The organism is Armatimonadota bacterium (genome assembly GCA_016125185.1).
Lineage (GTDB): Bacteria > Armatimonadota > Fimbriimonadia > Fimbriimonadales > Fimbriimonadaceae > Fimbriimonas.
Genome location: WGMG01000009.1, coordinates 47431 through 69649, shown reverse-complemented (window position 1 = coordinate 69649; position 22219 = coordinate 47431). Strand labels below are relative to the sequence as shown.

Below are 22219 nucleotides of genomic sequence, written 5' to 3'. Positions count from 1 at the left end.
CATCCCGCCCACCTATCGCGACACGCTAGATCTCAGGGTTCAGATAGCCTAATTACGCGCCACTAGGACGGGAAGTTCAAAGCCAATCGAGAAATTTAGAAAAATTTCTGAACGGAGTCGATCACGTGGCTGACCTGCTCATCCGACAGGTGCGGATGGATCGGCAGACTGAGGACTTCGTTCGAGACTTCTTCGGTCACTGAGAGCGGACTCGACGGGGCAAACTTCAGATACGGCTTATGGTGGTGGATCGGCACCGGATAGTAGATCATCGACGGGACGCCGAGGTCTTTGAGGTGCGCTTGGAGGGCGTCGCGGCGTTTGGCCCGCACCGTGAACTGGTGGAAGGTGTGGTTGTTGCCGGGGCTGGTGACGGGGAGGACTAAACCGTCGATGCCGTTGAGTTCGTTGAGGTATCGCTGGCCGATGGCGACCTTTCGCTTGCCCCAATCGCCGAGCTTGGTCATCTTGACGCGCAGGACGGCAGCCTGAATCTCGTCGAGGCGAGCCGTGTAGCCGAGGTGGTCGTAGTAGTAGCGCTCACGGCCCATGCCGTGTACACGGATCGAGCGGCATCGCTCGTTGGTTTCGTCGTCGTTGGTGGTGATCATGCCCCCGTCGCCGGCGGCGCCGAGGTTCTTGGTGACGTAAAAGCTGAATCCGGCGGAGATTCCGAAGTGACCGGCCGGCTTGCCGTCGAAGGTGCTTTCGATGGCTTGGGCGGCGTCTTCGAGGACCACGAGCCCGTGCTTTTGAGCGATCTCGCCAATGCGGACGACGTCGTAGAGTTGGCCGAAGAGGTGAATGGGGAGGATCGCCTTGGTCTTAGGAGTGATGGCGGCCTCGATCTTGGCCGGGTCCATCATGAAGGTGGCGGGATCGATGTCCACGAACACCGGCGTCGCGCCGGTTTGGACGATGGTTTCGACGCTGGCCACGAAGGTGAAGGCGGTGGTGATGACCTCGTCGCCGGGGCCGATCTCGGCCGCATCCATCATGATTCGGAGGGCATCGGTGCCGCTATGGACGGCGATGGCGTGATTGACCTGGTGCAGGCGAGCGAATTCCTCTTCGAACGCTCGGTTGTGGTTGCCGAGGACGTAGTTTCCGGAAGAGATTACATCGTGGACAACTTGGTCGATTTCAGACGCGAGATCGGTGTACTGCGCCTGAATATCATAAAAAGGGACCTGCATGGCTGTACTGGTCCATTGTGACATTTTTGTAAAGGTTTCGGTTTTTGTGTTGAGCCGGTCTGTAATGATTAAATAGGTCAGGCTAGATTGCCGCAATAATGTCGGGGGTCGCCCCGATTCCGCTTCGCTCCTCGGCCTCTGTAGAGGCGCGAGATCGTACCCGTGCCTGCTTCCACTGAAAAAAGGGATGATTCCTCTAAGACGGAACCATCCCTTTCGTCACTGACGTGCCACCTTCCCAATCTTTGGGAAGGATATAGCTTTGGACTTAACCCAGGTCGGCGACTTTGACCGGTGCGCCGCCCTTCTCCATGGACTTCCAGGCTGCTTCGGTGAGGCGGATGACTTCGAGACCACATTCGAACGGGGACTCGCAAGGGATGCCTTTGGTGATGCAGTCGAAGAAGTGCTGGTCGGGGGTGGTGCCGCCAGACATCGATTCGTACACAATCTGGTCTTTGGCCAGGTTGCGGACGGTCAGCTTGCCCGCGCGGACGAAGAAGCCGAGCTTGGTGCCCATGACCGTCATGTCCTCGTGCCAGTTGGTCGAGTCGCCTACGACCGAGATGGTGCCGACGGCGCCGCCCTTGAACCGGATGGCGAGGGCCGAGTCGATATCGACGAGCGTGCCTCGGTTGTCGCCGATGGCGCTGACGGTTTCGGCTTCGAGGCCGGTTGACCAGAGGATGACATCAACGAAGTGCGAACCGGTGTCGTTCAATTGTCCGCCGCCGCTGAGGCCCGGATCCTGCCGCCAAGTGCCCTTGGTGCCGACCTTCCATTCCTGGCAACTCAGGCCCGCGATAAACTGGATGTCGCCCGCCTCACCGCTTTCGATCATCGACTTGATCTTGCGATAGACCGGCTCGAAGTGCCGCTGATAGCTGACCATGCCGACTTTTCCGGCCTTGTCGCGAGCGGCGATGACTTTGTGGGCGTCGTCGACGGTGGTGACCATCGGCTTCTCGACGCACGTGTGCTTGCCCGCGGCCAGCGAATCCAGAATCTGGGTGACGTGCTGGGTGTGAGGGGTCATGATCATGACCGCGTCCACATCGTCTTGGGCGAGAAGGTCATGATAGTCGGCGAACTCCTTTGCTCCTGCGGTGGCGGGGTGCGTCTCCTTCATGCGCGCGATGTTGTCCGCGCTCGTATCGGCCATCGCCGTTACCGTGGCACCTTTGACCTTGAGTAGATTGCCTACTCGATACCTTGCGAACCCACCAACGCCGATGAGTCCAAACCGAACTTGGTCCATATCGCTCCCAGTTTAGCCACTCCGAAAAGCCTTTGTTTCGCCGTTGGGGAAGAGATTTTTCGATGCGTGAAAATCTTATCTTTTCGGGTCGAAAACGGGGCAGGGGAGGGCCTACGACAAAACTGAGTGCAACGCCTGGACGTCGTAGACTGTTGGATACGTTATGGTTCTCGCGACAGCTTCCTTCGTTCTTGCCGCTGCCCAGCCGACGCTGGCTTTCATCGCCCGCCTATACAAGCCGGGGAAGGAAAAGAGCCGGTTCGAGCTTTACGTTTCGAACCTGGATGGCAGTGACCGAAAGCTCCTTCGAACCCCAGAAACGCCCAACTTTGTGCAATGGGTGGGAACGGATCGGCTGGCATGGTTTACGGATTCTGGGCTCTACACCAGCAAACTGTCGCCGTGGAAGCCGACCCTGGTGCGGAAAGCGATTAACCTTGGCTTTGTGGAGTCGCGTTGGAAGATGGCGGAGCCGGGCGTGCCCGAGATTGTCGAAGACTATGACCGCTCGAAGGGCGTGATGACGATCGACCCGACGACGGTTGCGCTCATGCCATTTCAAGAGCCGCCTTCGAAGGACGACATCGTTCTTTCCGAGGCGATTGCGACCGACCTGCCCAACCCCAGCAGTCCCGAGCATCGGCTGAAGCTAACGTGCCTTGCGCCCTTTGAGTATTGGTCGAACGGCAAGGCGGCAAACTGCGACTGGATGGCGTTGCGGGCACGAACCACGGATTCGGGATCGAAGCTGTGGGTGTTCATTGGCGACCATGATTCGACGACCGGCGACGTGAATGGGGTGATGCTGTTCGAGCGTGGGAAGGAGCCGAAGACGATCTTTGACACGGCGAACGGGTTCGATTTTTGGCCGATGCGTCCGGCGTATGCGTACTGCACGACGCGCGAACTGTCTCCGCTGGGATCGGTGAAGGTTTGGACCAGCGAACTGCACATCGGCGACTGGACGAAGGGAAGCGACAAGGCAATCCTGAAGGGGCCCGTATGGGTGACGAGCGCGAGCATCCGTCCGCAGTAGACACGAGGACTGTGGAAACTATTGCCGACAGGGGGTCTGGCCCCAGCTTTCGTCGTGCCAAACTGCGTAGAATAAAGGACTGAAATGGCAGCACAACGTACCGTTGTCGTAGTTGGCGGCGGATTAGCCGGACTGATGGCCTCGATGAAGTTGGCCGAGGCGGGGCACAAGGTCAAGATTTTTAGCATCGTGCCCGTCAAGCGATCTCACTCGGTATGCGCCCAGGGCGGCATCAACGGCGCGGTGAACCTTCGCGGCGAAGGCGACTCCCCTTATCTCCATTTTGAAGACACCATCACCGGTGGCGACTTTCTGAACCACCAGCCTCCGGTTATGCGCATGGCCGAGCGGGCTCCGGCGATCATCTACCTGCTGGACCGCATGGGTGTTCCGTTCAATCGAACCCACGAGGGTCTGCTGTCGTTCCGCCGATTTGGCGGAACGCTGAAGCACCGAACGGCTTACGCCGGTGCGACTACCGGGCAACAGCTTCTGTATGCGTTGGACGAGCAGGTTCGCCGCTGGGAGACGATCAACCAGGTCGAGAAGTACGAGGGGTACGAGTTCCTCGGCATCGTGAAGGACTCAGAGGGTCGATGCCGCGGCATTACCGCTCAGAACCTGCGGAGCATGGAGATCGAGGCGTTTGCGGCCGACGCGGTCGTGATGGCGACGGGCGGCAACGGTCTGATCTTTGGCCGATCGACCAATTCGATCATCAACACCGGTGCGGCGGTTTCGATTTGCTACCAGCAGGGCGCAATCTACGGTAATCCGGAGATGGTCCAGATTCACCCGACGGCGATTCCCGGCGAAGACAAGTGCCGCCTGATTTCGGAGTCGGTACGTGGCGAAGGTGGACGCGTTTGGGTTCCGCGCGACCCGGTAGACAAGCGACGCGCGACCGACATTCCTGAAGCCGACCGATGGTATGTGTGCGAAGAGTTGGACCCTAAGTACGGCAATCTGCTCAGCCGCGACATCGTCAGCTTTATCATCTACTGCGTTTGCCGAATGGGCAAGGGTGTTCAGGGTCGCCAGCAGGCTTATCTGGACATCACTCAGCTTAATACGGAGCGGGGTGGGCCTTACACTCGCGACCAGATCAACGACAAGCTGGAAGGAGTTCTCGAAATCTACGAGAAGTTCATGCGTGAGGACCCAATCGAGAATCCGATGCGAATTTACCCGGCGGTCCACTACACGATGGGCGGCCTATGGGTGGATTACGAAACCAATGGCGACGGCACATGGGATGTGGATAGCCCGCGCAACCAGATGACCAATATTCCGGGGCTGTACGCTGCCGGCGAATGCGACTTCCAGTACCACGGCGCGAATCGCCTGGGCGCGAACGCGCTCCTCTCCTGCCTGGTCGGTGGTGAGATCGCGTCCGAAGGCATCTTGGCTTACTTTGCGAAAGGCGATGTGTCGGCGGACGGCTTGAATAGCTCAGTCCTTGAGGACGCGCGCAAGGAGAAGCAGGACCAGTACGACGGTCTGCGCAAGAACAATGGCAACGAGAACCCCTATCGACTTCATGCCGAACTGGCGGAGACGATGTGGAACAACTGCGGCATTTGGCGCGTGCAGAAGGACCTGGAGGCGGCTCGGGCCAATCTCGACTCGCTCGCCCAGCGAGCCCGACAATGCAACCTGGTGGACGACAGCGGTTGGACCAACCAGGCGGTGCCGTTCTCTCGCGCAGTCATTAACATGATTGAGCAGTCGAAGGCGATTGTGGATGGCGCGATTCAGCGCGACGAGAGCCGCGGCGCGCACTTTAAGATGGATACGCCGGAGCGCAACGACTCGGATTGGCTGAAAACCTCGATGGCGACTTGGACACCGACGGGAACCAAGTTCACGTACGAGCCCATCGACTGTCGCTTCCTTGCTCCTCGGGCCCGTAAGTACGCAGTGAACCAGATCGGCATCGTGAAGAAGCTCATGGGCGAAAACTTCCTCGAAGGCTTCGCGTCGGCGTCTAAGTAGTTTTCCCCCTTCTCCTATTTTGGAAAAATGGGAGAAGGGGTTAGGGGATGAGGGCGATGGCAGGACGAGCGAGGCCGAAGCGAACAAAAGCACAGGTGGCCCGGGCTCGGGTCGCCCGAAAATCGCCATCAGTAGCAGAGGATATCGTTTGGGAAATTGTCCGCGGTGGTCGGATCGGATTCAAATTCAAACGGGAAGTGCCGATTGGTCCCTATCGGCTTGATTTCTACTGCGCGGAAGCTAAGGTTTGCTTAGAAATGGATGGCGAACAGCATGACGCGGCTCGGGATTTCATTCGTGACCAGTATCTTGAGAAGTTAGGCATCGCGACATTTCGCATTCCTAATATCGAGTTCTTTGAGCTTGAACCTGGCACGCCGTATAAGAATCACATTGAGGAGTTGATTCGTTTGTGCGAAGAGCGTTCTGGGCGCTTTCGGTTTTGAACCCTCACTCCTAGTGTTTTGGAATTAGGAATGCTCTAGCCCTCACCCCCGGCCCCTCTCCCATTTCAAGAAATGGGAGAGGGGAGGCGCGAGCCGAATTTGGTCCTTCTATCCGAGCCTTGATATTTCTGGAAGAAGTGGCAGAAGGGGTAAAACGCATCTATGCTCGTCGCCGCATTGCTGACCGCTCGACTCGCCAATGACGCCATTGTGCCCGTTCCTCGCCCGGACGATTGGTGGCGGAAGCGACACGATGCGGTCATCGCCAGAGTGAAGCAAGGGAATAGCGATCTCGTTTTCATCGGCGATTCGATCACCCACGCCTTTGGCGGTGACCCGCAAACGGGTGAGAGCTTCAACAACCGAGGCAAGGATAGCTGGGACAAGTTCTTCGGCAAATACCATCCGGTTAACCTCGGGTTCAGCGGCGACCGCACCCAGCACGTGTTGTGGCGATTGGATAACGGCGAGATGGACGGCGTTCAGCCCAAGGTCGTGGTCGTGATGATCGGCACCAACAACATCGGAAGCAACTCGCCGGAGCAGATTGCGGAAGGCGTTTCGGCGATCCTCGATTGGCTTCGAGTGCATCAGCGTCAGGCCAAGATCGTTCTTCATGCGATATTCCCACGCAGTCCAAATCCCGACAACTGGCAACGACGCAAGGTCGATGCGACCAACCTTCTGTTAGAGCCGATTGCGCGGCAAAAGCATGCGATCTATTTGGATATCGGCGCGAAGTTTCTCGATGAGTACGGCGTCCTGCACCCCACCATTATGCCCGACTACCTTCACCCAAATGCCGATGGATACGCCATCTGGGCGAAGGCTTTGAAGCCGACCTTGGATCGGCTTTTGGGCAAGTAATCAGACTTTGGTGAAGACGCCGATGGTCAGCAAACCGGTCTCGGTTTGCGAGCCGTTGAGCTGACGGACGACCGGGATTTGGTAAGAGGCGATGAGGCCGGTGTTTTGGCCAAGCGCTCGGCGGTAGCTCACCGAAAGGTAACCAAAGTGACCGCCGCTATCGCCGTCGAGGGTTCCATCTTCCATGCGGTCGCGGGCGGCCATGCGTCCGTTGAACTCCAATACCACACTGGAGTCGGCGCTAAGGGTGTGCGACATGCCGACGTTGTAGAACACGGTGTTGCCGTAGTGATAGCCGGTGCCATTTCGCCCGTTCCAGCGGCTGGTGAGGCCGGCGAACCAAAGGTTCGACTCTCCACCTTCCATCGTGGCGAGAAGTCCAAGAGACACGTCGGTCGAGCCGGTGCCGAGTTGGGTGTGCTCGTCCATGCGGTCGCCGTTGATGTCGGTGAGATTGTTCTTACCGGTGGGGAGCTTCAGGTCGAGGGTGGTCCCCAGGAGGACCTTTTGATTAGTTTTTGGCTTGATCTGGTAGGTCGCGCCAAGGGTTATGTCGCCAAGGCCCTGGGTGTCGATTGGGCTTTCGCCCGTTGCCGAGAGGCGTTTGTAGACGTAGGGAATACTGGCGCGGAGCATGACCTGGTCGTTCAGACCTTTGAGCAGATCGATGGACATCTGGGTCTGATTGTGCTTTTCGGTCGTGCCCGGCGTTTTGCCGTCTTGCGACTTGGAAAAACTCTCGTAGGAGATTCCAACGATCATGTGGTTCTTTTCGAGAACTTGAGCACCGATGGCTTGGAGCCCCGCGCCGATTGCGTGGGCAATGCAGACCGAACAGGCACTGGCGGAAGCGGTGGCAAGGGCCGCCGAAGCGACGAGAGACAATCTTGTGATTTGTTTGTTCATGAATTCATCTGAAAACGGGCATCAACCCGACACCATTCTGTGGCCTCGGGGTTAGGGAGCGATGATAGGTTTCAGATGACGTTTGGGGGTGGAACTTGGGGTTCGGGGCGGCGGCCATCGAGATTAGACGGCAACCGAATCGGCTTATGACCGATGATGAGACGAGGACTGAAGGAGATCGTTGGAGATGCGGTGGCGATCAATGTCAGACGCTGACCTTCGGAGCCAGATTCTTTGGCCAATTGCTCCTTACCGGCACGCTTCTCGGCGCAGCAGCATTGCTTAAAGTCTTTGTCGCCGGGGCGGGGCGCGCGAAGAATGGTTTCGGTTTCGAGTTGACCGGAGTTTGTACGCTCGACGACGGTGTCACGGATGACTTGCACAGCCGCAGTCGGGCACTGCACGCCGATTTTGGTTTTTGGGAAGACCGAAACAGAGGTGAGCGCGAAGACGCCCACGACCTGGAAGATGACCAGGGTGATGAAAACTCGCCGATTGGAAAGGATTCGCCGAATAGGCTCCACGCAAAGTCTAGGTTACCCGCCAAGCTAGTTGTAGAAGCGGTCGAGGGTCAGGAACGGGTTGAGGAGACTACTCCACATTTTGGATTTGAGCGAGATGTTTCGATAGCGAACGATCGCCTCGGTCGCTCCCATCTTCGCCTGCAATTCCTGATTCTTTTTCACCGCCGTGGTGAGGCTCGCCTGCTCGTCGGGCGGCAATGCGTTCCAGGCGTCGAGGAGCTTGGGTAGGGCCGCCGTTTGGCGGGAAACGGCTTGGTCCAGAATCATGCTGGCTCCCGAGCCATTGTGCCGAAGCGCGAGCTTTACCGCGAGATTGGAAACTGGCGACTCCTTCATTTCGACGGGAATGACGTGAATATCGACGTGGGTGAAGTTGTGGCTCACAAACGGATTGCTTGCGGGGTGGCTGAGGAGAGAAATGTTCGTGTTGAGCGAGGGAACGAACAGGTACAGATCACCGCGTTTGTCTTTGCTGGCGGGAATTGTGAACGAAGCGGCGCTTTGCAGTTGAGCAAAATCTTGGTCGGTGGCCATCTCAATCGTCGACATCCGGGAGAACTCTTGGCGGAGTTCGTCTTCTCGGATTTGGCGGCGGCTGGGAAAGAAGAGGGCGATGGCGGCCAAAACCAGACCCGCCAAGATACCCCCGAAAATCCAGTTGCCGCGCCTTTTCACACTCTATGTAATAACACAAAATGTGGGCCTATTGCTCGGGGTTATAGGCGCCGAGCACGTTAACGTATTCGTCGGTCCACGGCTTGACCTCGGGACCGATGTCGATGTCGTTCCAGTACATCGGCTTCCACAGACGATCGCGGTCGCCAGGGTCGCGGACTAAGATGACCCAGTGGGATTGCGTTTTGCCTTGTTTGGCCTCTTCTGGGCTTGGCGCATCGACTTGCTCATAGGCCCACAGGTGCGCCTTGCGGGCGGTGAGGGCGACCACCGGAGCGAGGTCGAGGTAGCGGTTGGAGATGTGCAGGGCGATCATGCCGCCCGGGGCAACCTTGCGGTTGTACATCTCGAAGGCCTCCTGCGTGAGCAGGTGCGTAGGAATCGCATCGCTACTGAAGGCGTCGAGGACGAGGAAGTCGTAGGACTGATCCGGTTCCTGCGAGAGGGTCAAGCGTGCATCTCCAAGGACGTACTTCATTCGCGCCTTGGAGTCTTTGAGGAAGGTGAAAAAGCCAGAATCTCGGGCGAGATAGAGTACTTCGGGATCGATTTCGAAGTAGGTCATCTCCTCGTCTGGGCGACCGTAAGCGGCGAGTGATCCGACGCCGAGTCCCACCAAGCCGATGTGGTGTACACCCTGGATAAACGGAGATTGGGTAAAGATTTGGCCAATCGGACCGGTGGGATGATAGTAGGTCAGCGGCATGTCCCGAAGGTCGGGATGAGTCGATTGTCTTCCGTGCGTGGTATTACCGTGGACGAGCGAGAGGTAATCCTTGTTTTGAAGCACGCGATGAACGCCAAAGAAGGAGCGCTTGGTGGCGAGGATGCGCCCCGGCGCGGCGATCTCAAAGACGTTGACGAAGAAGAACACGAGTCCGAGCCCAGCCGCGAAGACCTTGACGCGGTCCATGGCGGCGAAGACGGCGACAAGGGGAATGCCAATGGCGAGTCCAGCGCGAAGCTGGCCGGGTGGCAACAGCCCGCGGAAGGTGAGCATGGCCACCAGAGTAATTCCGGCGATGGAGGCCAGCCAAGCCCAGTCTTGGGTGTACTGCTTGGTCTGGGGACGAATCAGACATGCAAGGACGATCGCCAGCGGGTATTCGGCGTAGGTGACGAAGATGTGGGGGGCGATCAGAGAATTGAATAGCCCGCCCAGCGCGCCGCCTACAGAGAGCCAAAGATAGAACTCGGTAAGGTGGTGGGCAGAGGGACGCTGTTCGGCAAGCAGGGAGTGGCACATCCAGCCGGTCGCAAGCAGGACGATGACGTGGAACGAGGCGAGGAGCACCAGCGGCTCGGTGGCCTCGATGCATTGGGTAAACGCGAGCGGAACGACCAGAATGGGGAGAAACCGGGCGATGAGCCGGGCGTTCAGGAGTGGCTTTGAGGCGAAGGCGAGGATGAACGTCAGCAGGTAGGTGGCCAGCGGCACGACCCAGATGAGCGGAACGGGTGCGATGTTGCTGGAGATGTAGGAGGTTGCGCCGAGGAGCAGGGAAGACGGGATGGCCGCGTAGAAAACCCAGCGACGGCGCTGTTCCCAGGTGACCGGGCGCTCGGGTTCGGCTTCAGATTCGACGACGGGATCCTCGGGCTTGCGATGCTTGACGAAGAACGCGCTGATGGCGAAGAGCGCGACGAGCACGACGAAGCCGTCACGCCAAATTTTGGCTTGGTCTGTGAGGCCAAATCGCGGTTCGAAGTAGAAAGGGTAGGCAAAGAGGCCGATCATCGAGCCCGCGTTGCTGAGGGCGTACATGAAGTACGGGTCCTTGGCGTTTGGATCGTCGGTGGTGGCGAACCAACGTTGGAGGACAGGTGCGCCGCTGGAGACCACGAAGTATCCGGCCCCGACGGAAAGAAGCAAGAGGGCGAAGACCAGGGGAGCGGGTTGGGCCGAGCCGATGGCCTTCTCTTCGAACGCTTTGAAGACGGGGCTGTGACGGCTGACAGGCAGGGTTAATCCGGCCAGGATGAGCAGGACGAGGTGCAGGTAGCGCTGGTGCTTGGGACCGAGGTGCCGATTGGAATAGTGCGCGTACGCGTATCCGGCCAGGAGCGCGACCTGGAAGAAGAGCATTGCGGAGGTCCAGACGGCGGGCGACCCGCCGAAAATCGGGAGGAGCATCTTGGCCGCCATGGGTTGCACGAGAAAGAGCAACGCCGACCCTACAAAGGTCGCCAGGGAGAACAGGATGCGTTGGACGCGCACGGATAAGAGGATAGCTCAAATAGGCGTCAGGATTCAGGATTGAGGCTTCAGCAAAAGCGTCCGGTTCACAGTGTGTCCAGGATGGTCCTATCGGGGCGAACAAAGGAGCGTCGATTAAGGAATCCAAATGGCGGCGACTATGGGATGAATGACGGAGTAGAAGTAGTCCATGAAGCAACATGTGATTGGTTCGCAGTCGTTTGGCCGCATCGGCTTGGGATGCATGGGGATGAGCTGGGCCTACGGGCCTGGCGGCGAGTTGGACGACAACCTGAAGGTCCTCGACCGGGCATTGGAATTGGGCGTAAATCACTGGGATACCGCCGACCTGTACGGCGCGGGCGAGAACGAAAAGCTTTTGTCGCATCGGGTCAGTCAGGTTCGCGATCAGATTTTCTTGGCGACAAAGTTCGCCAACGTGTTCGACCGAACGCTGACCTCCCACCAAAACCAGGTGGCGGCAAACGCCCCGTGGATCGTTGATGGGACGCCGGAATACATTCGGAAGTGCATCGACAACAGCCTGAGTCGCTTGGGCGTCGATCACGTCGATCTTTACTATCAGCACCGGGTGGACCCGATGGTGCCGATCGAAGAGTCGGTTGGCGCGCTGGCGGAGCTAGTGAAGGAAGGGAAGATTCTCAATATCGGCCTCAGCGAGGCATCGGCGGAGACGATTCGAAAGGCGCATGCCGTGCATCCGATTGCGGCTGTGCAGAGCGAGCTTTCCTTGTGGACACGCGACTATGTGTCGGACGTGATTCCGGTGACGGGCGAGCTTGGGATTACCTTCGTGGCATATTCGCCGCTTGGACGCGGGTTCCTAACGGGCAAGTATCAGTCGGTGGACGACTTTGCCCCGGACGATTGGCGACGTCGCAATCCCCGCTTCGCCGGCGAGGCCTTTGCTGCCAACATGGCGATTGTGGAGAAGGTGAAGGAAGTCGCGGCGCGGCACGACGCCACGCTTGGTCAAGTAGCGTTGGCGTGGGTGTTGGCGCAGGGCGACCACGTGGTAACGATTCCGGGCACGAAGCGGATTCCTTATCTAGAAGAGAACGCGGCGGCGGACTCGCTGGTGCTGTCGGCAGCAGACTTGGCGGACTTGAATTCGATTGAGCCGCCGTCGGGCGCTCGGTACGAAGAGTTTGCGATGTCGTTTGTGAATGGATGAGGGCACGCGCTTTGCGCTTGGGCGACGGCTTCGCCTTAGGGCTCGCTTCGCTAGGGCAAGGGCATGGGTTTCAGGCTTCAGCTTTAAATTCTCGCTGAATCCTGAAGCCTGGGAACTGATGCCTGAAATCAACGTTACAATGACCATATGAAAGGTCGATGGAAATGGGTGTTTCTTTCCATCGGCGTGCTGCTGATCTCGGCCACATGCGGGTTTGGGTACGAGCAGCAGGCGACGCGAAGCCAGTATGAGGTGGCGAAGGACGCCTTCAAGCATCGGGACTGGGATCGACTGGTCGAGAACCTAACCTACAAGAACTACCCTCGCTCGCCGTCGAAGCCGGCGCTAGCCCAGTTCCTTCGCACCTATGTCGAGCCGGTTTTGGATCGGCGGGAGTTCGATTTGGTGTCGCGCAAGTGGGAGTCTTCCATGGTGCCGATCCCCAACGAGGAAGTGGCGTATCAGCCGACTTGGGGCAGGCGGCGATTCAATTTTCTTCAGTTGGACTATACGGACGACGTCGCCTGGTTCCAAATGCCGGTCGAGGGACGTCGATTCGGCATCTTTCAAGGCAAGCAGGTGGTGCTGTCGTTCTATGTGACGTTCTACCGCGTGGCTTACGCGGAGTATCCGCCGATGCGATCGGATGTGACATCGTCGGTGCTAAGGTTCGTGGAGGATCAGAAAGATCGGCTGATGCAGATGGGGATCACGCCGTACCATCTTTATAGCCCAGCCAAGACGTGGGACGAATACATTGCGGATAACCGCAAGCTCTTGGAGGAAGTTCGTGCAAAGGCAGAGAAATCTGGCTCGTAGCCTTTGGCTTTGGCTCGGGGTGATCCTGGTGGTCTGCCTTGTCGTCTTGTCCATGAAGAAGAGGGAAATTCCATCGACGCGTCTAGCGAGGATTCGCGAGGCGGTGCATGCTCATGATTGGAAGTCGTTTGCCGAACTCGTCCCCGAGCCTCAGTTGCAGGGCGCGACGTTGCCCCGGGAATCATTTGCCGCCTTCTTGGACCGTTATCTTCCGTCGTCTGTGCCGCTTGCAATCGAGGAACATGACAACGGACACGGACGAACCTTGATCATCAAGATCGATGAACCAAAAATTCGCGAAGCGCATCTCCTTTGGGTAGTTCTGCGGGAAAAGAAGGGAGCGATCAAGGCGCTTCCCGGGGAATTTGAGATCGGCGACATCGATTTTGCGCCGATGTTTGCCACTATCGGTTTACACGAGTTTCCCGGCTTGATGGGCCAATTCAACCAGAACAAGGGCGGGCCATCCTCACTGAATGGTGGTCCGATTATGGCGGGGCAGTACCTGTTGACCTTGCGCGACCGCGACAAGCTGGAAGCCATGCAAGTGCCGTGTTACAGCAATCCGACGAAGGGCGCGCGGGCATGGGATGAGCTCTTGGACCAGCTCTACTACGGACTCAAGCACGAGGGATGGAACGTCGAGACACTTCTGGCCGCTTACAAAATGGGCCCAGAAAAGACACCCGCAAAAGATTCAAGACGCCTCGATTTGAACTAAAGATTCGACTTTTTCCACAAATTTTAACTTTAGGGTTGACACTCAGAGTTCAAATGAGGAACAATATTCCCTGCGCCCAGCTAAGGACGCAACGATCTTTGAAAGCGGAATAAAGAAGAAGAACAGTCAGATTTGACGGTTGAATTTCGAAAAACATTGAAATCCAACTCGTCTTGATCTCCTTCTTAGGAAGTAGAGATCGTTCAAATGAGTAAAGAATCAAATCCTACCTTCGGGTAGGTAGTTTGGTCAACACTTTCTACGGAGAGTTTGATCATGGCTCAGGACGAACGCTGGCGGCGTGCCTAAAACATGCAAGTCGAACGACCCTTCGGGGTAGTGGCGAACGGCGTAGTAATACATGAGAAACGTGCCCTTAAGACTGGGATATACCGAGGAAACCCGGCGTAATACCAGATGTGGCGGAGTGGTGGCATCACCATTCCATTAAATGGTTTTTCGCTTAAGGAGCGTCTCATGGCCTATCAGGTAGTTGGTGAGGTAATGGCTCACCAAGCCGACGACGGGTAGCGGGTCTGAGAGGATGATCCGCACGAGTGGGACTGGGACACGGCCCACACACCTACGGGTGGCAGCAGTTGGGAATCTTGCACAATGGGGGAAACCCTGATGCAGCGACGCCGCGTGGACGATGAAGGCCTTAGGGTTGTAAAGTCCTTTTTTCAGGAAAGACTTAGGACGGTACCTGAAGAATAAGCTCCGGCTAACTACGTGCCAGCAGCCGCGGTAAGACGTAGGGAGCAAGCGTTGTCCGGATTTACTGGGCGTAAAGAGCTCGTAGGCGGTCTGTTAAGTGTGAAGTGAAATCTCCAGTGCTCAACACGGAAACTGCTTCGCATACTGGCAGACTTGAGGAAAGCAGAGGTAACTGGAATTCCTGGTGTAGCGGTGAAATGCGTTGATATCAGGAGGAACACCCATGGCGAAGGCAGGTTACTGGGCTTTATCTGACGCTGAGGAGCGAAAGCGTGGGTAGCAAACAGGATTAGATACCCTGGTAGTCCACGCCCTAAACGATGGATACTAGTCGTGAGAGGTATCGACCCCTCTCGTGACCGTAGCTAACGCGTTAAGTATCCCGCCTGGGGACTACGGCCGCAAGGTTGAAACTCAAATGAATTGACGGGGACCCGCACAAGCGGTGGAGCATGTGGTTTAATTCGATACTAACCGAAGAACCTTACCCAGGTTTGACATCGATCGCAAAGCCCTGAAAGGGGCTCCTCTCTCACAAGGAGACGTGAAGACAGATGTTGCATGGCTGTCGTCAGCTCGTGCCGTGAGGTGTACGGTTAAGTCCGCCAACGAGCGCAACCCACGTCCTGTGTTACCAGCGAGTAAAGTCGGGCACTCACAGGAGACCGCCGGTGTAAGCCGGAGGAAGGTGTGGATGACGTCAAGTCAGCATGGCTCTTACGCCTGGGGCTACACACATGCTACAATGGGCGCAACAAAGGGCAGCAATACCGCGAGGTGGAGCCAATCCCAAAAATACGCCCCCAGTTCAGATTGCAGTCTGCAACTCGACTGCATAAAGGCGGAATCGCTAGTAAACGCAGGTCAGCTATACTGCGTTGAATACGTTCCCGGGTCTTGTACACACCGCCCGTCAAGTCACCTGAATTGTCTTCACCCGAAGTCCGTGGCCTAACCGTAAGGAGGGAGCGGCCGAAGGTGAGGGGGGTAAGGGGGACTAAGTCGTAACAAGGTACCCGTACCGGAAGGTGTGGGTGGATCACCTCCTTAAAAGATAAGCACTCGCTTCTGCACTGCAGAGGCCGACATATCTAGGTCGAAACTGTCTTCTTCTCCGCTTTCTAAAGTTCGTAAACATTTGAGGCTCCCATTTTGGGGGTCTTTTTTGTTTTTGAATTCCTCATTTCTCGTAGAATAGGGTTGAGATGGTCATTCCAGTAGGGCTTGAAAAAGTGCTAAGCATGGATCCCGATGTCATGCACGGTGAACTATGCTTGGCTGGAACTCGCGTTCCTTTGACCGTTCTTTTAGACAACCTCGACGAAGGAGTGGGCGTCGACGATTTTGTTCAGGAATATCCGTCCGTTTCCAGAGATCAAGCGTTGACGGTCGTCGGTTGGCAACAGGACCGGACCCGTGTTGAGGCCGGAATCGAATTGGCGAGTTAATAAAACTCCTGTTCGACGAAAACATGCCGTTCAGTCTTGCCAATCATCTCTTATCTCACGACTGCTCAAGTGTTACTCGCCTCGGTTGGAGCGGCACGAAGAATGGAGAGCTTTTGAGAAGAGCCGAAGAGAACGGATTTGACGTCCTCCTTACACTCGATGATAACATCCCTTCCGAACAGAACATGACGGGAAGAAGAATCTCGATTCTGATTCTGAAACCGGCCAGCCAGGGCAAAGCGTCAGTGGTTGCGCCTTGTGGTCAAGTCGAGAAGTGCATCGCCTCACTCGTACCAGGGACTATCGTTCGAGTCGCGCCTGAAGGCTAGTCTAGCCACTCGATCCAGCGAGCGTGGCCATCGGTTTTGGCAATCGGACGGTCAATGCGCTCGCCGTTGCGATAAATAGTCGCATGGAAGTGCGGCTCAACGTTGTTGTACAAGTGAACGATGTCCTGCTTCTTGCCGAACTCGTCGATGGTCTCGAACAGCTTGGTCCGCTGTTCAAGGCTCATCTGGTTAGCCACGTGGGTGTGGTAAACGTAGGCAACGTCGGTCGCCGGAATCTCAGCGAGTTGACCGGGCAGGAGTTCTACCGCGTCTCCTTGAATCACATTGACCGGGTTGACCATCGCAATTCGCGCCGCCTTGGCAAAGCGGGCGCGTCGCTCGAAATGCTCAGGCCAGATCAAGGCCTGAAGCCATGTGATCTGGTCCTTGTCCAACAGATCGACGGGGTTGAGGTCGATGCCAACCCGAGAATTGATGGTCGGAAATCCACCGCTTAGGTCCGGGCGCTTATCGCCCTGGAAAGAGCTCGTCACTTTAAGGCTTGAAGCGAGCAGACCAACGGGTTCGTCTTCGTCGTACTGGTAGCTGTATTGGTCCCAAAGCAGATTGAAACCGGCACTCGCGCCAATTTCGATCATCGAGATCGGTCGATCGCCGAAGAGGCGATGGGTAGTGACGATGGCCGGAAAGATGTAAGCCGAGCGCTGAACCTCGTTGGTCTGAACCAGCTTTGAACCGAGCAAGTCTTCAATTTCACCTTGATGCTGGAGAGCAAATTTTCGAAAGGCCGGAAAGGCCATATCCGGGCTCTCGGGAGTCATGGTGATGCTGGGAAAATATCGGCTGAGCGGATTGGTCTTGCCGGTCAGTAACATGTACTGTACGGCGCCGAAAAGCATATTGGGCTCGGGTTGCCCCTCGCGACTGGTCGCCGCCAGGCCAAGCATGTCTTCGTCCTGGGCGATACGCACCGAAAGGTTTTGGTAAAGCTCGCTGGAACCTTCGCACTCGTTCGAAAAGGTGATGAAACGATTTGCTAACGAACTCGACACGGTGATAAGTATAATCGGCAGGTCGTGAGGTCGTTCTCACCCAATGCGTGAGACTTTTGTCCAAGTCGGAAAACTTCGCTTTGGTGGAACCTAGCGAGAAGCCCATAGTCGAAGCAAGTAGACCATGGCGATAGTGAGGGGCTATCACATTCGGTGGGCCTTTACCGCCGGAATCATTGGCATCGTGGCTTTCGTTGCCTACCGCCAGTATTACCTCTGGACTCCAGACGGACGCTTCGACCGATACCTCGACTTCATTGCACGGGCGGATAGGGTCGAGCTCTATGCGACCACTGATCCGTGGCAGGGCGCTTCGAATATTGACGGTCAGCAGTCGCTTTCTCCGACCATGTCTGATCGGCAGCGGGCGGTGTATGGGGCGATGCGGGCCGAAAGCCGACTAGAAGTGCCATCGGTCAATCGATCACGGGTTGTGGCCTTTCTACAGTCATTGAAGGCTTCTCGCCAAGGCGCCAACTCGTGCTCAGACCCGCGGCATTTCGTCTTTGCGACGAAAGGACAGAAGCGGGTGGAGGTGGACATCTGCTTTTCGGCTGGTGCGATGATGCTCCGCGGCGACTTGCCTGAGGCGACGATCTCGATCCCAAAAAGCGATCCGGCAAAGGTGGCCCAAGAGTTTGGCGTTGACATAAATCCCAATCTTCAACGTATTGAGAACGTTCTCGGACCTGGATCTTAGAAGAAGTTGTCTAGGACCACCTTCAAATCCTGCTCATATAGCCAAAGCTATAATTGAGAATGGACAGCCTCACCCAAGAAGCGATCGAGCATTATCTCGAGGGCAAGGAGCACGGACGGCTCCTGACGCCCCACGGCAAGTTGGAATTCGAGCGATCCAAAGACATTCTTCTTCGGCATCTGTTTCAGCCGCCAGCCAAAGTGCTCGACCTCGGTGGCGGAACCGGACACTATTCGTTTTGGTTGGCCAACCTAGGCTATGAAGTTCACCTAGTTGATGCGATGGAATCGCACATCGAGGTGGCCAAGAAGCTGGTGCAGAGCTACACCCTGGCTTCGATTTCGGTGGGCGACGCCCGTGGAACCCGATTTGGCGATGAGTCGTTCGACATGGTTCTTCTGTTTGGCCCACTGTACCACCTGACGGAGCGGCGAGACCGCATTCAGGCGCTGGAAGAGGCGAGCCGAGTTCTAAAGCCGGGTGGACGAATCTTCGCCGTGGGCATTTCCCGCTTCGCCTCGCTGTTCGATGGGTATTTCCGGGGCCTCATTGACGATCCGAATTTTCAGACCATTGTCGACCTGGACTTAGTCGATGGCCAGCATCGGAACCCGACGGGGCACCCCGACTACTTTACGACGACCAAGTTTCACGAGCCAAACGAGCTGAAAGGAGAGCTTCAGCACGCAGGATTCTTGGATATTTCGCTTCATGGCATCGAAGGCCCTGCCTGGCTGATGCCCAACTACGCCGAGTTGGCGGAATCACCACTCAACGAGAAGTTGATGGGGCATCTGCGTGAGATCGAACAACAGCCGTCGCTGTTGGGAATGTCAGCCCACATCATGGCCGTGGGCCGTAAATGGCTCGAACCCAGAGAGATCGCCCAGTAGCGATTCCGTCTGGGTTCGAATGAGCAACCCTTACGGGTTGATTTTGCCGTTCTTGCCGACCTTTGGAATGTCGACGTCTTTCTTCTTCGGAGGCATCTTGGCGAGCTGATCCATCAGGTACTTGACCGCCGCTTCGAGCTGGGGATCTTGTCCGTCGGCCACGAGGTCGGGGCGCATATCCACGTCGATGTCGGGATCGATGCCCTGGTTCTCGGCAATGATGTCGCCGGTGTCCGGGTTATAGATCGCGAAAGTCGGCGCCGTGAGGTTGCCGCCATCGACCAGCGTGTATCCACCGTTGATGCCAACGAGGCCGCCCCAGGTTCGCTTTCCGATGAGCGGACCGCGCTTGGCCTGTCGGAACATGTAGGGGAAGAAGTCGCCACCCGATCCGGCGTACTGGTTGATCATGAGGCACATGGGGCCTTCGATTACCGGCTCTTCCGGTTGGTGCGCGCCGTATCGCGGCTCGATCATCGCCTTCTTGTGGCGAGACAGGGTGTCCACGAACCATGGCTGGATATAGCCACCGCCGTTCCATCGCTCGTCCACGATCATCGCATCCTTGTCGGTCTGCGAGTAGAAACCGCGAACGAAGTCGCTAGCTCCCTGCGCCGCCGTGTTTTGGATGTGCATGTAGCCGATTCGCCCGCCAGAGAGCTTAGAGACCAACTTGCGATTGTTCTCGATGAACTCATAGTAGCGAGCCATCATGTCGGAGCCAGCCGGCTTGACGTAGACGTCGCGAGCGCCGGACATCGATGGAACCGAGTTGACGGTGAGCGTCACGACCTTGCCAACCTTGCCGACGAGGAATTCGTTCGGATTCGTGTCGGCGGTGACGGTCTTACCGTCGATCGCGAGCAGGTAGTCGCCGTTCTGAACATCGACGCCAGGCATGCCGAGCGGCGTTTGATACTCCTCGAAGTCATTGGACCCTCGAAGAATGTTCTTGAACGCTACGTGGTCGCCCTTGATTTCGTAGTCGGCGCAGAGGGTGCCGACCTGAGTGCGGATGAGACCGGCCGTACCAATGTCGCCGCGTCCTTGGACGTAGGCGTGGCCCGTGCCGAGTTCGCCAATCATCATGCCGAGGATATAGCTAAGGTCGGTTCGGTGGTTTACCCATTTCAGGTAGCCCTCGTATCGCTTGAGAACTGCGTCCCAGTCGTTACCGGCCATCTTCGGGTCGTAGAAGTTGTCTCGCTCGTAGCGCCAGGCATCGACGAGAATATCATGCCACTCCGCGCGGGGATCGATGACGGCTTCGACGTTGCCGAGGTCGACGTGGCCTTGCTGGGCGTTGAGGCCCGGCTGAATGGTCAGGACCTGGATTCCGCGTCCCGGAACCATGGCCGCCAGCTTGGTGTGCGAGGCGTTCATGGTGAACGGTCCGATGTGCTCGTAGATAGCCACCGGCTGTTTTGCGCCCATCGTGTACTGGTACAGGGTGCCGTCGGTGACGTAGAAGAATCCGTTGTCGGCCGAGGTTAGGTTCCCATAAGCGCCGACGTCCATCGGCAGGACCATGACGCGCTTCTCGATGCCCTCGAGATCGACCGGCGAATCCTTCGGCTTGTCGTCATCCTTCTTCTCACCCTTCTTGGTCGGCTCTTCGTCGTCCTTCACCAGGAACGGGTTCGGGGTGTCGGCGCTGAGCGAAGCGGCGTACAGCCGCTCGGTCTCATCGACCTTGAGGCTGAATTCCAGTCGCCCAAACGTCGGAGCGAACTCGCGGCTGGAGGAGAAGAACAGCCACTTGCTGTCCTTGTCGAAGCAGACGTCGCTGTCATCGAAGAAGCCTTCGGTGACCTTGGTCTTCTTGCCGGTGGCGATTTCGTAGATGTAGATGGCCTTGTAGCCGCCATCGCGGCCCTTGGCGTAGGCGAGCCACTTGCCGTCGTTCGAGAAGCTGAATCCGCCTCCGCCGTACGGCAGGTCGTCTACGGTCGAAATCTTCTTGGTATCGACGTCGAGGATGCTGACCGTCGTCGTCGGGCCGAAGAGGGCAATCTTCTTTCCATCGGGCGACCACGTGTAGCCGTCGATCTTCACCGAGCCGTCGGTCAGTTTGGTTTCGTCGCCACCGAGTTGATCCTGCGTGTAGAGCTCCCATTCGCCGGATTTGTCGCTGAGGTAGGAGACCAGCTTGCCATCCGGCGACCAATCGACGTTCTTTTCGCGGGAGCCGCTGGAGTTCGTCATGTTTCGCGTCGGACCCGACTTGACAGGAACCGAGAAGACTTCACCGCGCGCCGCGACCGTCAGACGGACGCCCGAAGGCGAGAGGGAGAAGTCAGTGATGTATGGCACCAGATTCTTGAGCGCCGGGCGGGCGGCCAGGTTTTCAGAAGGAATGCGGATGTCGATCTTCTTCGCGCTGTCCGACTTCAGCGAGTACTCGTACAGGTAGCCGTCGCGTTCGTAGACGATGTTCTGACCATCGGTGTTGGGCCAGCGGATGTCGGCGTCGTCGAACTTGGTGAGCTGGGTTTCCTTGTTGCCCGAGTGCTTGTACAGGTTCAGCGTGCCGTTGGCGCGGTCGGAGATGTAATAGATCGAGTCGCCGACGACCATCGGGTAGTACGCCTGCTCGCGCTTGGCGGGCAATTCTTCGTACTTGTTGGTCTTCATGTCGTAGATCGAAACTCGACCCTGCGTGCCGCCTCGGTACCGTCGCCAGTTGAAGAGGAAGCTGTTGACGCGGTTGTAGGCGATGGTGTGGCCGTCGGGGAAGAAGGATACGGTGGCGATCTCCTTCACCGGCGTGTCCTCGGGGACGCCGCCCTTAGGGCTGACGAGCATCAGCTTGGACTGGCGGCCGAGATAGGGCACGCCTTCGCTGGTGGCAAAGGCGATCTTGCCGTCCGGCGTCCAGCCGAGGGCTTGGTCGGTGCCGTTGCTGTAGGTGACGCGCTTTGGCTCGCCGCCTCCGATGGGAACGACATAAATGTTGGCAGCGCCGTCAAACGTTCCGGTGAACGCGACGAGCTTGCCATCAGGCGAGATTTGAGGTCGAGTGTAGGGGCTGCTAGCCGGATTTCCGAGGCGCGAGCCAACGTCTGAGGCGATTTTTCGCGCGACTGATCCATCTTGCGTAGAGGATGCCCACAGGTCGCCCGCATACAGGAAAACAATGGTGTCTCCGTGGATATCGGGCTGGCGGAGCAAGCGCGGTTCGATGGTTTGAGTCTGCGCGTGCATCAGGGTTGACGCGATAGCCAGAACTGATAATGATGTCATAGGAACGAAATTCCCCCAAGATCGATCTTGTGTGGGTTTCC

The 22219-nt window shown here is 57.4% G+C and carries 18 protein-coding genes and 1 rRNA gene; 11 read left to right on the top strand and 8 right to left on the bottom strand.

What is annotated here, in order from left to right:
• Window positions 1-95: 95 nt before the first annotated feature.
• Both GC165_19585 and GC165_19580 read right to left on the bottom strand, forming a co-directional pair.
• Window positions 96-1220, bottom strand: a complete 1125-nt coding sequence (locus GC165_19585) for an aminotransferase class V-fold PLP-dependent enzyme (GenBank protein MBI1335071.1) — start codon at window positions 1218-1220, stop codon at window positions 96-98.
• A gap of 244 nt (window positions 1221-1464) precedes the next feature.
• Window positions 1465-2454, bottom strand: coding sequence for a hypothetical protein (locus GC165_19580; protein MBI1335070.1), 990 nt, complete (start codon window positions 2452-2454; stop codon window positions 1465-1467).
• A 163-nt stretch (window positions 2455-2617) separates the two neighbouring features.
• Here GC165_19580 and GC165_19575 point away from each other — a divergent pair, with 163 nt between their 5' ends.
• The 4 genes from GC165_19575 to GC165_19560 all read left to right on the top strand — a co-directional run bounded on the left by GC165_19575 (window position 2618) and on the right by GC165_19560 (window position 6798).
• Window positions 2618-3490, top strand: a complete 873-nt coding sequence (locus GC165_19575) for a hypothetical protein (GenBank protein MBI1335069.1) — start codon at window positions 2618-2620, stop codon at window positions 3488-3490.
• Between the two features lie 84 nt (window positions 3491-3574).
• Window positions 3575-5485, top strand: coding sequence for a succinate dehydrogenase flavoprotein subunit (gene sdhA / locus GC165_19570; GenBank protein MBI1335068.1), 1911 nt, complete (start codon window positions 3575-3577; stop codon window positions 5483-5485).
• A gap of 47 nt (window positions 5486-5532) precedes the next feature.
• Window positions 5533-5931, top strand: a complete 399-nt coding sequence (locus GC165_19565; protein ID MBI1335067.1) for a DUF559 domain-containing protein — start codon at window positions 5533-5535, stop codon at window positions 5929-5931.
• A gap of 162 nt (window positions 5932-6093) precedes the next feature.
• Window positions 6094-6798 carry a GDSL family lipase gene (locus GC165_19560; protein MBI1335066.1) on the top strand — a complete coding sequence of 235 codons (705 nt, stop codon included), beginning with the start codon at window positions 6094-6096 and terminating at the stop codon, window positions 6796-6798.
• Here the strand turns inward: GC165_19560 and GC165_19555 are convergent, their stop codons facing one another.
• The 4 genes from GC165_19555 to GC165_19540 form a co-directional block, all read right to left on the bottom strand.
• Window positions 6799-7704, bottom strand: a complete 906-nt coding sequence (locus GC165_19555) for a hypothetical protein (GenBank protein ID MBI1335065.1) — start codon at window positions 7702-7704, stop codon at window positions 6799-6801. It lies immediately after the preceding gene.
• Between the two features lie 71 nt (window positions 7705-7775).
• Entirely contained in the window at window positions 7776-8228 is a 453-nt protein-coding gene (locus GC165_19550) for a hypothetical protein (protein MBI1335064.1), read from the bottom strand.
• 24 nt (window positions 8229-8252) lie between these two features.
• Window positions 8253-8903: a hypothetical protein gene (locus GC165_19545; GenBank protein MBI1335063.1), complete on the bottom strand. Its 651-nt coding sequence runs from the start codon at window positions 8901-8903 to the stop codon at window positions 8253-8255.
• A 28-nt stretch (window positions 8904-8931) separates the two neighbouring features.
• Window positions 8932-11121, bottom strand: a complete 2190-nt coding sequence (locus GC165_19540; GenBank protein ID MBI1335062.1) for a hypothetical protein — start codon at window positions 11119-11121, stop codon at window positions 8932-8934.
• A gap of 169 nt (window positions 11122-11290) precedes the next feature.
• Here GC165_19540 and GC165_19535 point away from each other — a divergent pair, with 169 nt between their 5' ends.
• The 5 genes from GC165_19535 (at window position 11291) to GC165_19515 (ending at window position 16000) form a co-directional block, all read left to right on the top strand.
• Window positions 11291-12295 carry an aldo/keto reductase gene (locus tag GC165_19535; protein MBI1335061.1) on the top strand — a complete coding sequence of 335 codons (1005 nt, stop codon included), beginning with the start codon at window positions 11291-11293 and terminating at the stop codon, window positions 12293-12295.
• Between the two features lie 147 nt (window positions 12296-12442).
• A complete protein-coding gene (locus GC165_19530) occupies window positions 12443-13114 on the top strand; it encodes a hypothetical protein (GenBank protein MBI1335060.1) in 672 nt (223 codons plus the stop codon).
• A gap of 52 nt (window positions 13115-13166) precedes the next feature.
• Window positions 13167-13835, top strand: a complete 669-nt coding sequence (locus GC165_19525; protein ID MBI1335059.1) for a hypothetical protein — start codon at window positions 13167-13169, stop codon at window positions 13833-13835.
• Window positions 13836-14095: 260 nt separating this feature from the next.
• A 16S ribosomal RNA gene (locus tag GC165_19520) occupies window positions 14096-15603 on the top strand.
• A 154-nt stretch (window positions 15604-15757) separates the two neighbouring features.
• A complete protein-coding gene (locus GC165_19515) occupies window positions 15758-16000 on the top strand; it encodes a DUF433 domain-containing protein (protein ID MBI1335058.1) in 243 nt (80 codons plus the stop codon).
• A gap of 325 nt (window positions 16001-16325) precedes the next feature.
• On the opposite strand, the gene GC165_19510 is transcribed toward GC165_19515, so the two are convergent.
• Window positions 16326-17363: a DUF2332 family protein gene (locus GC165_19510; GenBank protein ID MBI1335057.1), complete on the bottom strand. Its 1038-nt coding sequence runs from the start codon at window positions 17361-17363 to the stop codon at window positions 16326-16328.
• A gap of 103 nt (window positions 17364-17466) precedes the next feature.
• Here GC165_19510 and GC165_19505 point away from each other — a divergent pair, with 103 nt between their 5' ends.
• Window positions 17467-18042, top strand: coding sequence for a hypothetical protein (locus GC165_19505; GenBank protein MBI1335056.1), 576 nt, complete (start codon window positions 17467-17469; stop codon window positions 18040-18042).
• 59 nt (window positions 18043-18101) lie between these two features.
• Window positions 18102-18935, top strand: coding sequence for a methyltransferase domain-containing protein (locus GC165_19500; protein MBI1335055.1), 834 nt, complete (start codon window positions 18102-18104; stop codon window positions 18933-18935).
• A 30-nt stretch (window positions 18936-18965) separates the two neighbouring features.
• On the opposite strand, the gene GC165_19495 is transcribed toward GC165_19500, so the two are convergent.
• A complete protein-coding gene (locus GC165_19495; protein MBI1335054.1) occupies window positions 18966-22178 on the bottom strand; it encodes a DUF5050 domain-containing protein in 3213 nt (1070 codons plus the stop codon).
• Window positions 22179-22219 lie beyond the last annotated feature (41 nt).